This is a genomic window from Prevotella sp. P5-92, from assembly GCF_002251245.1.
Classification (GTDB): domain Bacteria; phylum Bacteroidota; class Bacteroidia; order Bacteroidales; family Bacteroidaceae; genus Prevotella.
Genome location: NZ_NPJG01000042.1, coordinates 142730 through 157411 on the forward strand (window position 1 = coordinate 142730; position 14682 = coordinate 157411).

The window sequence follows — 14682 nt, forward strand, 5'->3', positions numbered from 1 at the left end:
GTGTATTTTTTTTGTTGATATTATAAGTCTTTTCAAGTTGAAGAAGTAAATCTCTTTTCGTAAAATTTTCTTCTCCGACGATACTCGTTAAAGGAATTTGATGGTGCCGGGCGAGCCTTCATGGAGCTCTTCCACTACAAGTTCAGGAGCCGTCACTTTGATGTTTGAGAGGCTGTTGATACTCTCGAGAATCTCCTTTGTGCGCTTGTATGTAGGCGTGTCCTCAACCTTGGCTATGACATTGTCGTTGTCGAGGTCTTCGGGATGGAAGAGGTAGATGTGTGGACGGCGCTTGTACTTCTTGTTGTTGCCCTCGTTGCCATAGTATTGGTTGCGGCGCTCCTGACGTTCGGCGGCGCGCTCCTGTTCCTCGGCGATGCGGTTAGCTTCCTCTTGGGTGTGGCGCTTGATATGCCCGTGCATGCCATCTACGTTCTCTATGCCGAAGCCAGTGGCAAGAATGGTCACCTTCACCTTCTTGCCCAGTTCGGGATCGGTGGCGATACCCCATTTTATCTCGAAGTCGCCAAACTTAGCCATGAAGTCGTTGACGTCGTTCATCTCCTCCATGAGCAGTCCGTCTTTCGAGTCTTTGTTGCCGCAGAACGAGATGTTGAGCAGGATCTTCTTCGACTTAAACACGTTGTTGTCATTGAGCAGGGGCGAGTTGAGAGCGTCGTCGATTGCCTTCTTTACGCGTCCTTCGCCTTCGCCGTAACCCGTGGACATGATGGCCACTCCTCCGTCTTTTAGCACGGTCTTCACGTCATTGAAGTCGAGGTTGATGAGTCCGTGGACGGTAATAATCTCGGCGATGCTCTTTGCGGCTATGCTAAGCGTGTCGTCAGCCTTGCCGAAGGCGTCGAGCACGGTCAGTTCTGGATAGATCTCGCGCAGACGCTCGTTGTTTATCACGAGCAGGGCATCTACATTTTTTGACATCTGTTCCACGCCGTCGAGAGCTTGGTCTATCTTGCGGTCGCCCTCGAAGCGGAACGGTATGGTGACGATGCCGACGGTGAGTATGTCCATCTCCTTTGACACGCGTGCAATGACCGGAGCGGCTCCTGTGCCGGTGCCACCGCCCATGCCGGCTGTGATAAATGTCATGCGTGTGCCGTCGTTGAGCATGCGCTTGATGTCGTCGATGCTCTCCTCGGCTGCTACGCGAGCTTTCTCGGGCTTGTTGCCGGCTCCGAGTCCCTCTTTGCCGAGCTGTAGGTGGACGGGCACAGGCGAGTCGTTGAGAGCCTGTGCGTCGGTGTTGCAGAGTACGAAAGTAACGTCGTGGATACCTTCTCTATACATGTGATTGACGGCATTACCACCGCCTCCGCCAACGCCGATGACCTTTATGATGCTATGTTCTTTCTCTGGTGACCCGAAGTCAACCATGGGTATATTATTGTCTGTCATATCTGTCGAAAATAAATATGGTTTGTTAAAATACTTACAACTCCCTTCGCCGCCTTATTCTTCTGCCATGTCTGAAGCCACCTTCTTAAACCATCTGATGGCCTTGTTGAGCGGACTGTTGCGGCGTTTCTCCTCAGCTATGCGCTTAGCCTCTTCCTCCTCCTTGCGCTTGCGTTCAGCCTCTTCTTCCTCACGCCTGCGCTCCTCTTCCTCGCGCTTGCGCTGTGCTTCTTCCTCGGCTTTTCGCTTCTCGGCTTCGGTAGGTACGACGCCCGGTTTTTTGGCGGTGTCAGCGCGTTGTGAGAGGCTGATGGGACCATTTAGCGAGGTTGCAGATGCCGTGTCAAAGAGGTTGGTGGGATCCACCTCCACGCCGGCGCAGTTTTGGTCGCCCTTGATGAGCAGTCCGAGTAGGGTGTTCATCATGCCGTTTTTGGCATTGATGTCGGCGTTGGTCGATTTGATGGTGTGGTTTACAAACTTCGCTACGCGTATCTTGTCGAGGTGAGTGTAGTTGTAGAACGCCTTCTCGATGTTCTTGATATTTGATCCGCCACCAGTGAGGATGATGCCGCCGAGGAGGAGTTTCTCGTAGTAGTCGGAAGGAATCTGGTTCCACACGTTCTCGATGATTTCCTCGAGTCGGCCTTCCACGATCTCGATAAACTTACGGCTGTCAACCTCGCGGTCGCCGTCGATGGGCAGTTTGAGGTTGTTGTCGATCTCGTTGTTGTCGGTATAGGCGCAGCCATACTTCAGCTTCATCTTCTCAGCTTCGCTTTCCTCTATCTGTAGCGATGCTATGTCCTTGGTGATGTTGTGGCTGCCAAGAGGAATGACTGCAAGATGTCGCAAGATGTTCTTGTTATAGACGCTCACCGTGGTTGTGTCAGCGCCGATGTCAACCAAGGCGCAACCAGAGCGCTTCTCGGTCTCGGTGAGCACGCTGTCGGCCAGAGCAATGGGCGAGATATACATCTGTGCCACGTTGACTCCAGCGTTCTCGAAACACTTGTTAAGGTTCTTGTAGAAAGTGTTGCGTTGCAGTATGTTGAGGAAGTTGCCTTCGAGATGTGTGCATTGTATGCCTACGGGGTCGGTCTGATATTGTGCATCGACCTTGTATTCCTGTATGGCCACGTCGAGTATCTCTTGGTCGGGATATTTTATGGTGTTGTTGGCGTCCATGAGGTCGATGACCATCTGTTCGGTGACCTTTGTGTCGGCGGGAAGTTCCTTAGTGATGACATTCCTCACGCTGCGAATAGACTGTCCTCCCACACCCACATAGACGCGAGTGATCTCTGTCTTGAGCTGGTTTGTAAGTTTTTTTACTATGTTTGATATGCAGAGGGCGGTCTTGTCGATGTTGTAAACCACGCCCTTGCGGATGAATGATGACGACTCCTCCTTTACCACGGCGAGCACGTTGATGCTACCGTCGAGGTTCTTCTGTCCTGCGATACCTGTCACCTTAGATGATCCAAGTTCTATTGCTACGATAAATTCCTTTGTTGCCATCTTACGTTATATTGAACTGTTATTTTGTTTTTTCTTTTTGCAAATTATCTGGTTGTCGAAAGCCATGTTGATGTGCGAGTATTTGTTCCATCCCGCCTGGCTGAGTCCGTATCGGTAGAACATCTCCAGCCGGTGCAGTTTCTTGCCAATGTCAACGGGTTGCCCGAGATAGACTATATGTTCGCCCACGCGTGGAGCCATCTCGATGGTGCCGTCTGCCAACACGTGGAGCTGTTCTATCTGGTTTTGCCAGAACTTGTCGGCGAGGATGGCGTTGCCCACTTTGGCAAGCACCTTGCTTGCGTAGCGGCGGTTGATGTTGCCGGTGGCGACGATGATGTCTGAGCAGTACTTCATGTTGGCCATATATCCGCCTTTGCTGTCGATGTAGTAGTCGTCGCCAGTGTCGGCTTTGATATGTAGCACTGGTGTGCGCTGAGCGAGCGAGATAATAACAAAACCGCTCTGTGTCTTGTAGCTCTGCGCATCGCTAATGAATGAGTTGGTCTTGAGCACTTCCTCGATGTGTCTGACGTCGATGTCAGCCATGGGCTTTGCTAGCGGGTAGGCGTTTTGCCGCACGAGGAGACGTTTTATCTCGTCGGCGTTGAGGAAGCCATTGACAACGTCGTCCTTGATCTCAATCTTCACTTGTGAACACACGATGGCCTTGTCGTCGAGCCTGTTGAATGAGGTGACGGCAAACAGCAGATAGACTGCCAAGACTGTGTCTAAGATGATGAGAATGACCTTTTTCCAGTTCATGTGTCCTGTGTGTGACTGATTGATGATGTTGGAGTGTTATGTTTTTTCATTAAGCTCTTTCGAGCAGGATCTTTGTGATTTGCGGTACGTAGTTGTCGAGGTCGCCTGCTCCGAGCACGACGAGCACCTCGAAATCGTTGTTTTTGACATAGTCGAGCACCTCGTCTTTTGCTATCATCACCTTGCCGACGCCCTCCTTGAGATTGTCGTAGATGAGGCGTGATGTGATGCCGGGGATTGGTTCCTCGCGTGCAGGATAGATGTCGCAGAGTACCACTTCGTCGAGCAGGCTGAGGCTATTGGCGAAGTCGCGGTAGAAGTCGCGTGTGCGGGTGTAGAGATGCGGTTGGAAGATGGCGGTGATCTTCTTGTCGCGATACAGTTCCCTGATGCTCTTTGCGCTTTGGTATATCTCCTGTGGATGGTGGGCATAGTCGCTGAGGAAGACGAGGCGAGGCGTTTTGATCTTGAAGTCAAAGCGGCGGTCAACGCCACCATAAGACATGATGCCGTACTTAAGCTCCTCAGCAGTGCATCCCGCCAACTGTGCCATTGCCATTGCCCCCACGCTGTTTTCTATGTTGATCGGGATCGGCTGTCCGAGTTTCACGCCCTTGACACACTCTATCGGGGAGATGAAGTCGAACGTGATCTCGCCGTTGGCGATGACGATGTTCTCGGCATGGAAGTCGCCCTCATCTCGGCTGTATTCGTATCTTGTCACGCCATCTTGCAGTTCTTCCTGCATCTCCAGTCCTTTTCTTATTATGAGTGCTCCTCCAGGCTGGATGAGCGTGGAGTAGTGGCGGAAACTGTCGAGATAAGCCTCTTTGGAGCCGTAGATGTCGAGATGGTCGGGGTCGGTGGAGGTGATCACGCTAATCCACGGGCGTAGCCAATGGAAAGAGCGGTCAAACTCGTCGGCTTCTATCACCACATAGTCGCTTTTTGAAAGAATATAGTTTGTGCCGTAGTTCTTTGAGATGCCTCCGAGGAAGGCGTTGCAGTCTATATGGCTCTGGTGGAGGATATGTGCGCAGATGGTGGATGTTGTGGTTTTGCCGTGAGTGCCAGCCACGCAAAGTCCCTTATGGGTGCGGGTGAGTGCTCCGAGCACCTGTGCACGCTTTCTGATGTTGAAGTTGTGTTCGCGGAAGAAAACGAGTTCCTTATGGTCGGCGGGAATGGCTGGAGTATATACCACAAGGCATTTCTCCGGGCTCTTGCATACGTGGGGAATCTCGTCGATATTCTCCTCGTAGTGGATGAGTATGCCCTCCTTCTCCAGTTGGTGGGTAAGAGGCGTGGGAGTCTTGTCGTAGCCTGCCACGACGACGCCTTTGCTGAGGAAGTAGCGTGCTATTGCGCTCATGCCTATTCCTCCTACTCCGATGAAATATACTGCATTTATGTCTTTAATATCCATTGTCGTAAGTGTTTGTCTGTGTCATGTTATCTGTTGTCACCGATGTCTTTTCCTGCCAGCTTGAGCACCTCGCGGGCAATGATCTCAGCCGAGTCGGGCAGGGCGAGCTTCTTGATGTTGAGGCAGAGGCTCTTGAGCTTACCTGGACTGGCCACGGTCTCGAGGGCGAGGTCGAGCAGTTCGTTTGGAGCAACGGCGTCTTTCATTATCATGGCAGCCTGGCGGTTAACGAGCGCCATGGCGTTTTTCGTCTGGTGGTCTTCAGCCACATTGGGCGAAGGCACGAGGATGACTGGCTTGCCAAGGAGGCAGAACTCTGAGATGCTGCTTGCTCCAGCACGGCTGATGACGAGGTCGGCAGCCTTGTAAGCCTTTCCCATGTCGCTGATGAAGTCGGTGACGAGAAGGTTGGGGATGGGCTCCATGGTGTCAATCTGTTCACGAATCTTCGCGTTGTAGTATTTACCCGTCTGCCATATTATCTGCACGTCAGAGTTGCGCACAGTGTCGAGGCGGCGTAGGATGCTCTCGTTGATTGTGCGTGCGCCAAGGCTACCGCCGACGAAGAGTACGGTCTTCTTCTCCGGGTCGAAGCCGAAGCTTCGCACGGCATCCTCGTGGCTGATGGCTGTGTCGATGAGATTCTGTCTCACAGGATTGCCCGTTTTGATAATCTTCTCGGCGGGAAAGAAACGCTCCATGCCGTCGTAAGCCACGCACACTGCCGACGCTTTTTTAGCCAAGTGCTTGTTGGTGACACCGGCGTAGGAGTTTTGCTCCTGTATCAGACAGGGGATGCCCATGGAGGCTGCAGCATCGAGGGTAGCGCCGCTGGCATATCCGCCTACTCCCACTGCCACGTCTGGGTTGAACTCGCGCACAATCTTCTTCACCATCATCAGACTCTTGATATAGTCGATGGCTACGCCTACATTCTTCGGCGACCACAGCGGACGGATGAGACCTCTTACGGGCAATCCCTTGATCTCGTATCCTGCCTGTGGCACTCTTTGCATCTCCATTCGTCCCTTGGCGCCCACAAAGAGGATCTTCGCATCTGGTCTTGCGGCCTTGATGGCGTTGGCAATGGAGACAGCTGGGAAGATATGCCCTCCCGTTCCTCCTCCGCTGATGATGACTTTTATGCTCTCACTCATATTCGTGTTATGTTTTAATGTGCAAAATTACAAATTTTTTGTCGGATATAGCCCCAGTGAAGGGATTTTTTTTCCATTTTAAGTCAATTGCTTGACATTTACGGCATTTTCAAGTCGTTTTTTCGCCGAACGGCTGACGCTGAGCAGAATGCCTATATACGCTCCGTTGATGATACATGACGTTCCACCCTTGCTTATCAGCGGCAGAGGCTGTCCGGTGACGGGCGCCAATCCTACCGCCACCATCATGTTGAACGTAGCCTGAACCACAAAGAGCAGTGCGATGCCCATGGCGAGAAACGCCGGGAAGTTGTTCTCGCACCGGTTGGCTATGCGTGCGGTGCGGAAGAGCAGTACGATATATAGAAACACCACGAGCGACGAGCCTATGATGCCCATCTCCTCGATGATGATGGCATAGATGAAGTCAGAGAAAGCCTGTGAGAGGAAGTCGCGTTCCTCGGAGTTGCCCGGTCCCTTGCCGATGATATTGCTCGACACGATGGCGATATTCGCGTGCGCGACTTGCGCGTCTTTGTCGAGGTCGTATTCCTTAGGGTCGTCAGTCTTGGGATTGAGGAACTTGCGTATGCGTCCCTTCCACGTGCCCGTGCGTTGAAGCCTGGTGATCGGCGCCTTCTGCGTTAGGTCCATTGTCTCGGTCTTGGTGAGATTGCTGTCATCTTCCTTTGGCTCGTCTGTACTGCGTAGCATGACGATGCCCACCAAGAGGGCGACGGGAATAGTGACTACTGCCATCAGTTTGCCCAACTGCTTTAACGGCACACGGCCGATGAACATCATGAGGAAGATTACGATACACAAAAGTCCTGCAGTTGAAAGGTTTTCTTTGCCTATGAGTGCGGCGAAGGGAATGAGCGGGATGAGTATGTAGCGCATCGCCTTCTTGTCCGTGATACCACGGTCGGTCTGCATGGCCGACAGAATCTGTGCCGTGGCGAGCACCATCGTCCCCTTAGCTATCTCCGACGGCTGGAACGTTAGTCCGCCTACTCCTATCACGCGGTTGGCACCGTTGATGGTCTCGCCCGCCACCAGCACCCAGAAGAGCGTGAATACCGAGATGAATATCATGAACGGCGTGAACAGCTTGAAATACCGGCATGGGATCATTCCCACCACAACGGCAAATACTATTCCCATAAAGATGGTGCCGGCATGCTTGAAGATGGGCGAGAAGAAGCTACTTTTGTTGAACGTAAGGGTGCTTGAGGCACTGAACACCTCGACAATGCTTATTATGCAGAGCATAAAAAACACTATCCAGATGACCTTGTCGCCACCGAAAAGTTTTCCTATTAATTTCTTTTTTGACATCTAACTACTTCTCTTTTTTTCGTTTCTTTTTTGAGGAACATCATGTCGTGACCGAGCCTTATAGACTCCTCACGAACGACTTAAACTGTTCGCCGCGGTCTTCCATGTTCTTGAAGAGATCGAAGCTGGCGCAACATGGACTGAGCAGCACAGTATCGCCCTCCTCAGCCAGTTCGTAGCACGCCTTCACGCAGTCGGCCATGGAATGGGTGTCGCGCACTGGGATACCGAAGCCGTCGAAGAAGTTGTGAAGCTTGGTGTTGTCGGCACCGAGATACACGAGAGCCCTGCACTTTTCCTTCACCAGTTCGGTGATGGCGTTGTAGTCGTTGCCCTTGTCCTTGCCGCCGATGATGAGCACCACCTTGGTGTTCATGCTTTCGAGCGCATACCAGCAAGCATCCACATTGGTGGCCTTAGAATCATTAACGTAATGCACGCCCCTGATGGTGGCAACCTTTTCTAGACGGTGTTCCACGCCAGGGAAATCTCCGAGGCTCTTACGTATCACCTCGTTTTTGATACCCGAGATGTCTGACGCTATGCCAGCGGCGAGGCTGTTGTAGATATTATGCTTGCCCGTAAGGCTCATATCCTCCTGTTCCATATTAAAAGGCACGGGTGTCTCGATTACGTATTCGCCCTCTTCTATATATCCTATAGAGCCTTTTTCCTTCAGTTCTGAGAATGGATACTTTACCGACTTGATATCGTACTTCTCCAACTCACGTTTTATGATTGGGTCATCGTTCCAATATATGAATGCGTCGTTGCCGGTCTGGTTCTGTATGATGCGCATCTTCGAATCCACATAGTTCTGCATGCAGTTGTCGTAGCGGTCGAGGTGGTCGGGGGTGATGTTGAGCAGGATGGCGATGTCGGCACGGAAGTCGTACATGTTGTCAAGCTGGAACGAGCTGAGTTCGATGATGTAGTATTCGTGTGGGTCTTCTGCCACCTGAAGGGCAAGCGAGTTGCCGATGTTACCCGCCAGACCAGCGTCGTAACCTGCCTCCTTGAAGATGTGGTAGATGAGCGACGTGGTGGTGGTCTTGCCGTTGCTGCCCGTGATACAGATCATCTTCGAGTCAGTATATCGTCCGGCAAATTCTATCTCGCTGATGATGTGTATCCCCTTTTCCTTAATCTTTCGTATCATTGGCGCAGTATCGGGGATGCCGGGGCTTTTTATCACCTCGTCGGCATTGAGGATCTTCTCCTCTGTATGTTGTCCTTCCTCCCATTCTATGTTGTGACTGTCGAGTTGCTTCTTATATTTGTCCTTGATAGCCGACATGTCTGACACAAACACGTCGAAGCCTTCTTTCTTTGCTAATACTGCAGCTCCCGCGCCGCTCTCTGCGGCTCCTAGTATAACTATTCTCTTCATAGTTTCTTTTTTATCTTTTTCAAGTTTATTTTTTTCATATCCGGGTTCCCTGACTTTCCTGACTTTCCGGGTTCCCCGGAATCTCCGGACTTTCCAGATCTCCTGGATTATCTAGAATCTTCGGATCTACCTTATCTTCAATGTTATTATAGCCAAAGCCGCAAGGATGATGGTCACGATCCAGAAGCGGATGGTGATTTTAGACTCATGGAACGGACGATGAGGCCATTTCTTTAGTATGTATGTACTCGTGGCATCCAGCTGAGAGTCAAGCTTGCGGAAATTGTCATGGATTGGTGTGGCGCGGAATACCCTCACCCTGCGACCCTTACGTTTCTCGAACTTGAACCACTGTGTCTGTATGATGACGCTGAGGCTCTCGACAAAGAATATTCCGCAGAGTATAGGCAGCATCAGCTCCTTGTGGATGATGATGGCACACACGCCAATGATACCGCCGATGGTGAGCGAACCAGTGTCGCCCATAAACACTTGTGCGGGATAGGCGTTATACCATAGGAATCCTATCATCGCTCCGACAAAGGCACAGATGAATACCACAAGTTCCTCAGAGCCAGGGATATACATGATGTTAAGGTATGACGCATACTCGATATGCGACGACACGTAAGCCAAGATGCCCAACGCTACGCCTATTATTGCCGAGTTGCCGGCACACATGCCGTCCATGCCGTCATTGAGGTTGGCACCGTTTGACACTGCAGTGACGACGATGATGGTCATCAGAACAAACAATATCCAGCCTGCCTCCTCTTTGTATTTCCCGCAGAAAGCCATGATTTCAGAGTAGTCGAGATTGTGGTTCTTGATAAACGGGATGGTGGTCTTCAACGACTTCTCTGCCTTGCTCTTATGCTTTACCACCAGTTCCTGGTTGTGACGCTCCACCGATGTGTTTTCGCGGATGACGGCATCGGGACTGAAATATAGCACCAAGCCCACGATAAGGCCTATCGACACCTGGCCCACAATCTTGTATTTTCCCTTCAGCCCCTCCTTGTTGCGACGGAAGATCTTTATGTAGTCGTCGAGGAAACCAAGAAAACCGAGCCATGCCGTCGTGACGATCATCAGTATGAGATAGATGTTGCGCATACGTCCAAGAAGGATCGCAGGGACAAGGATGGCGATGATGATGATGATGCCGCCCATCGTGGGCACGCCTTTCTTCTCCACACCAAAGGGGTCGATGCTCGCGTCGCGCTGCACCTCAGAGATGTTGCGCCGCTTCATATACTTGATAAACTTCTCGCCAAACCATGCCGAGATGATCAGCGAGAGGATGAGCGCCAAAAGCGAGCGAAACGATATGTATGACCAGATATGCGCTCCTGTGATGCCAAACTGGTCGAGGAATCTGAACAGATAGTATAACATGTCTTTATTGTCTCACTATTATTATTTGTTTGTTATCGCGTCAACGAAATCTTTATTTCGCTGTTGTTGTAATAACGGTATTGTTGTTTACCTGCTGCCGTATTAGTGGTATATTTGCTTCTCTGTTGTCGAGATAGCTGTTTTGTTGCTTCTTTGTTGTCGCAATTAGAGTTGTTCAAAAAGGCTATTGTGCAAACACCTTTCTCACTTCCTCGCGGTCGTCGAAGTGGTGCTTTACTCCTTTTATCTCCTGATAGTCCTCGTGCCCCTTGCCGGCGATGAGAATGACGTCGCCCTTCTGTGCCATCATACAGGCTGTGCGGATAGCCTCCCGACGGTCGGCAATGCTCACCACTTTCTTCATCTGTTGTGCGTTGAGACCCGCCAGCATGTCATTGATGATGTCTTGAGGCTCCTCGAAGCGTGGATTGTCGCTCGTGATGATGACACGGTCGCTCTGTTTCACGGCTTCCTGCGCCATGAGGGGACGCTTGCCTTTGTCGCGGTTGCCGCCGGCACCGCATATGGTTATGACGTTACCCTTGCCGTCGAGCACCTCGTGGATGGCGTTGAGCACGTTCTCAAGTGCGTCGGGCGTGTGGGCATAATCGACGATGGCCGTATATCCCTCGGGAGAGCGTATGGGTTCCAGACGGCCGCTGACACTTTTCAACGTGCTGAGAATGACGAGGATGTCCTCCGGCTTCTTGCCTAACATCACGGCAGCACCATATACGGCGAGGAGGTTGCTGACATTAAACTTGCCGATGAACTGGACGCCAACCTCGTGACCGTCGATGTCGAGGTACATACCTTCGAAATGGCACTCTATGATACGTGCCTTGAAGTCGGCAAGCGTGCGAGTGGAATATGTCTTCACGGAGGCCTTCGTGTTCTGTACCATCACCATGCCGTTCTTGTCGTCAGCATTGGTTATGGCGAAGGCGTCCTTGGGTAGCATGTCGAAGAAGGCCTTCTTCGCGTCGCGATAGTTCTCGAATGTCTTGTGGTAATCGAGATGGTCGCGGGTGAGGTTGGTAAACAGACCGCCAGCAAACTTCAGACCGCCGATGCGCTTCTGGGCGATGGCGTGGCTCGAACACTCCATGAATGCATACTCGCATCCGCGAGCCACCATCTCAGAGAGAAGACGGTTGAGCTTGATGGGATCGGGCGTGGTATGGTCGGCCGGTATCGCCTCACCTTCTATATAGTTGCACACCGTGGAGAGCAATCCGCAGTGATGTCCAAACTTCCTGAACATATTATATAATAAGGTGGCGACGGTTGTCTTGCCATTGGTGCCGGTGACACCCACGAGCTTCAGCTTCGATGTGGGATCGCCGTAATACATCGTCGCCACAGGACCTACAGCCGCCTCTGATGAATCAACAACAACATATGTCACACCTTCTGATAGCGTCTCGGGCAAGTATTCACACAGTATAGCCGCGGCACCGAGGTCGATAGCTTTCTGAATGAACGAATGTCCGTCCACCTGTGTGCCCTTGATGGCCACAAACAGGTGTCCTTTCTCTATGCGGCGTGAGTCGATGTTCACTCCCGTTATTTCTACTTCGGCATTGCCTCGAATGTCGAGAGGAGTCACTTTGCTTAGAATTTCGTTCAGTTTCATGTCTCAATATTTGTTTTTGTCATTTATTTCATTGTTAACACGCAGAGTTGTCCGAGCTTTACCGTGGAGCCTGGTGCAACGCTCTGTTCGCTCACCTTGCCGCAGCCATGGATGGCCGTCTTTATGCCACGGCTTTCGAGAAGATAGACGGCGTCGCGGGCGCCCATGCCTCTCACGTCAGGGACAATGTTCCGAGGAGTCTTCACTTGCTTCACCTCCACCTGGGTGGCTTGGCGCGTGGCTTCTCCCCATATTGGGTTGCCGTTGGCGTAGGAACCGCTCCATTGCGAGTTGTTCTTGATGCCAAGGTGGTCGAGAACGTAGGTGGCTGCAATGAGGTTGCCGTGTTTCACGTCGGGGATGAATACCGACGCTGTGTCGCGAGCGTCCTCAACGCTGAGCTTTAGGTGGCGTGCCATGATGCCTTCAGCCACGTCGTGGAACACCTTACCGCTCATGCCGCCGCCAGAGGCAGGCAAACCGCTCTTCTGGATGCATACGATGCAGCTGTACATCGGCGCGTCGGCGGGGAAGAATCCCGCAAAGCTCAGCAGATAGTGGGTTACGCCGCTTTTGTAGCCTCCTGCACCTTGCGACACCTGTGCCGTTCCGGTCTTTCCTGCCACCTTGAACGACTTCGAACCGGCTTTCTTTCCCAGTCCTTGGCTTACCACATGTTCGAGTATCGTTTGCATCTCTTTCAAGGTCTTCTCTTTACATATTTTATCCTTGATGACTTCCGGCTTAAACTCCTTTATCACCTCGCCGTTTTTCATCACCTTCTTCACAAATCGCGGACGCATCATTTTGCCGTTGTTGGCGATGGCGTTATAGAACGTGACGGTCGAGATGGGCGGAATTTGGGTCTCGTAGCCAATGCTCATCCACGCTAATGCGGTTTTGCTCCAGTTGAGATATTGTCCGCGCTCGTTCTTCTTAGGCATACGTATGCGAGGAGGCGTGGAGCCCGCTATGGGCAGGTGAAGGTCGCTGGCAAGGCCTATGCGCCGTATTCCTTCCACAAATTTCTCCGGCTTGGAGTGGTAGTGGTCGTCGATGATGCGACTTACTCCGATGTTCGAACTCACCTCAAGCGAGCGTGGCAGGGAGATGACCTGATAGCCTCCGCGCCGCCAGTTATGGTCTTTCATGTCACGGCCATACATGTTCCATACTCCGCAACCAGTATCCACCTTGTATGTAGTGTCAACGACGCCATCGTCGAGTGCCACCATGATAGAAGCGGTCTTAAACACTGAGCCGGGCTCGAGAAGGTTGCTAACGGCAAGGTTCTTTATCTCGCGGTATTCGCCGTCGGCACACTTCGTCATGTTGACCATCGCCTTTATGTCGCCTGTTGGCACGTCCATCACTATCACCACTCCGGCATCGCCGTGAACCTGCGGGTCCTTAAGCTCCTCTATCAATGCGCGCTCGGCAAGGTCCTGTATGCCCACGTCAATCGTTGTCACGATGTCGCATCCGTCTGTAGGAGGAGTGACAGGAATGTTAAGCCACTTGTTGAACACCTTGCGGCGCTGGGTGATGCCGCTTGTGCCGCGGAGGATGGAGTCGTAGGAGAGTTCGAGTCCGCAACGTGCCGTGTCTTTGGCTCCGAACATGTCGCCAACCGTACGCTTGGCTAATGAGCCGAACGGGCGGCGGCGAGCGTTGAATTCATCGTAATAGAAACCACCCTTGTATATCGAAAGGTTAAACACGGGCAGACTCTTCACCTTAGTGAATATGTCGTAGTCAACGCGTTTGGGCCATATTGCCCAATGACGTGATTTTCGTTTACGTCCCTCTTCCATGTGTTTCCTGAACTCTTCGGCGCTCTTCGATGGAAAGATAGCGTTCAGACCCATACAGATGCTGTCCATTTTCACTGTCAGCAACGAGTCCTTCTGCTCTCCTCCAGCAAGGAAGTCCATGTACATCTTGAACTCAGGTATGCTGCTTGCCATCAGCTGTCCGTCGCAGCTGAGGATATTGCCGCGGTTGGGCTTTACTTCTACGCTGTCGCGTTTCAGCCTCGATGCCACCTCGGTCCAGTACTCTTTCTCGGCCGTCATTATATAAAGCGTCTTACCGATGATGGCAACGCCAAGTATCGCCAATGCTACCGCTATAGAAAAGTAGCGGGGCATCACTTTCTCTCTTTCAAACTTGCTCATTTCTCGGGTACGTTTATTATATATGGTGGCTGGTCGGATGCCTTCAAAAGGCTGTCCTTGTTGTCCCTAAGCTGTTCTAATACGTGACTCTCACGGCATCGCTCGGTGAGTGTACTCGAACTGGAGAGCGCCTTGTATTTGGCATCCTTCAGCGTCGTCTCCATCTTGTTTATCGTAATGATGTCGCGTTGACACTGATATCGGAATGCTACATAGATGATGACGAAAACCACTCCGAGCAATATAACTCCAGCTTGTCGGCTGATGATAGTACTGGTGAGTATGTCGCCTCCAAGAATGGTCTTCAGCGTCAGAGACGATATGGGGACGTCGTCTTCCTCGCTCACACTCTGACGGAGCATGTCGAGCGTCGATGTAGGACGTTTTCCCTCTTTGACGGCTTTTATGTTGTCGCTTTTGTTCTCAGCTGTCTTTTTTTCTTCTTCTTTGTCGATCAT

11 protein-coding genes are annotated in these 14682 nt (G+C 51.7%); all 11 read right to left on the reverse strand.

The genetic code is table 11. From position 1 onward, the window contains the following. Nucleotides 1-87 precede the first annotated feature (87 nt). Complete coding sequence (ftsZ, locus tag CIK99_RS04820; protein WP_094380325.1) at nt 88-1416, reverse strand: cell division protein FtsZ; 1329 nt, start codon at nt 1414-1416, stop codon at nt 88-90. Nucleotides 1417-1470: 54 nt separating this feature from the next. Continuing rightward, the gene (ftsA, locus tag CIK99_RS04825) at nt 1471-2937 is read right to left on the reverse strand and encodes a cell division protein FtsA (RefSeq protein ID WP_094380327.1); all 1467 of its coding nucleotides are present in this window, start codon (nt 2935-2937) and stop codon (nt 1471-1473) included. Nucleotides 2938-2943: 6 nt separating this feature from the next. Next, complete coding sequence (locus tag CIK99_RS04830; protein ID WP_094380329.1) at nt 2944-3702, reverse strand: cell division protein FtsQ/DivIB; 759 nt, start codon at nt 3700-3702, stop codon at nt 2944-2946. A 49-nt stretch (nt 3703-3751) separates the two neighbouring features. Then, on the reverse strand, nt 3752-5128 hold the full coding sequence (gene murC / locus CIK99_RS04835; RefSeq protein ID WP_094380331.1) for a UDP-N-acetylmuramate--L-alanine ligase: 1377 nt from the start codon (nt 5126-5128) through the stop codon (nt 3752-3754). Nucleotides 5129-5154: 26 nt separating this feature from the next. Next, complete coding sequence (murG, locus tag CIK99_RS04840; RefSeq protein WP_094380334.1) at nt 5155-6285, reverse strand: undecaprenyldiphospho-muramoylpentapeptide beta-N-acetylglucosaminyltransferase; 1131 nt, start codon at nt 6283-6285, stop codon at nt 5155-5157. 78 nt (nt 6286-6363) lie between these two features. Continuing rightward, entirely contained in the window at nt 6364-7623 is a 1260-nt protein-coding gene (locus tag CIK99_RS04845) for an FtsW/RodA/SpoVE family cell cycle protein (protein WP_094380336.1), read from the reverse strand. Nucleotides 7624-7681: 58 nt separating this feature from the next. Beyond that, on the reverse strand, nt 7682-9013 hold the full coding sequence (gene murD / locus CIK99_RS04850) for a UDP-N-acetylmuramoyl-L-alanine--D-glutamate ligase (RefSeq protein ID WP_094380338.1): 1332 nt from the start codon (nt 9011-9013) through the stop codon (nt 7682-7684). Between the two features lie 126 nt (nt 9014-9139). Continuing rightward, the gene (gene mraY, locus CIK99_RS04855; protein WP_094380341.1) at nt 9140-10411 is read right to left on the reverse strand and encodes a phospho-N-acetylmuramoyl-pentapeptide-transferase; all 1272 of its coding nucleotides are present in this window, start codon (nt 10409-10411) and stop codon (nt 9140-9142) included. A gap of 184 nt (nt 10412-10595) precedes the next feature. Further along, the gene (locus CIK99_RS04860; protein WP_094380343.1) at nt 10596-12047 is read right to left on the reverse strand and encodes a UDP-N-acetylmuramoyl-L-alanyl-D-glutamate--2,6-diaminopimelate ligase; all 1452 of its coding nucleotides are present in this window, start codon (nt 12045-12047) and stop codon (nt 10596-10598) included. Nucleotides 12048-12070: 23 nt separating this feature from the next. Further along, on the reverse strand, nt 12071-14224 hold the full coding sequence (locus CIK99_RS04865) for a penicillin-binding protein (RefSeq protein ID WP_094380345.1): 2154 nt from the start codon (nt 14222-14224) through the stop codon (nt 12071-12073). Further along, entirely contained in the window at nt 14221-14682 is a 462-nt protein-coding gene (locus CIK99_RS04870) for an FtsL-like putative cell division protein (RefSeq protein WP_094380347.1), read from the reverse strand. The genes CIK99_RS04865 and CIK99_RS04870 overlap by 4 nt, the downstream gene beginning before the upstream one ends.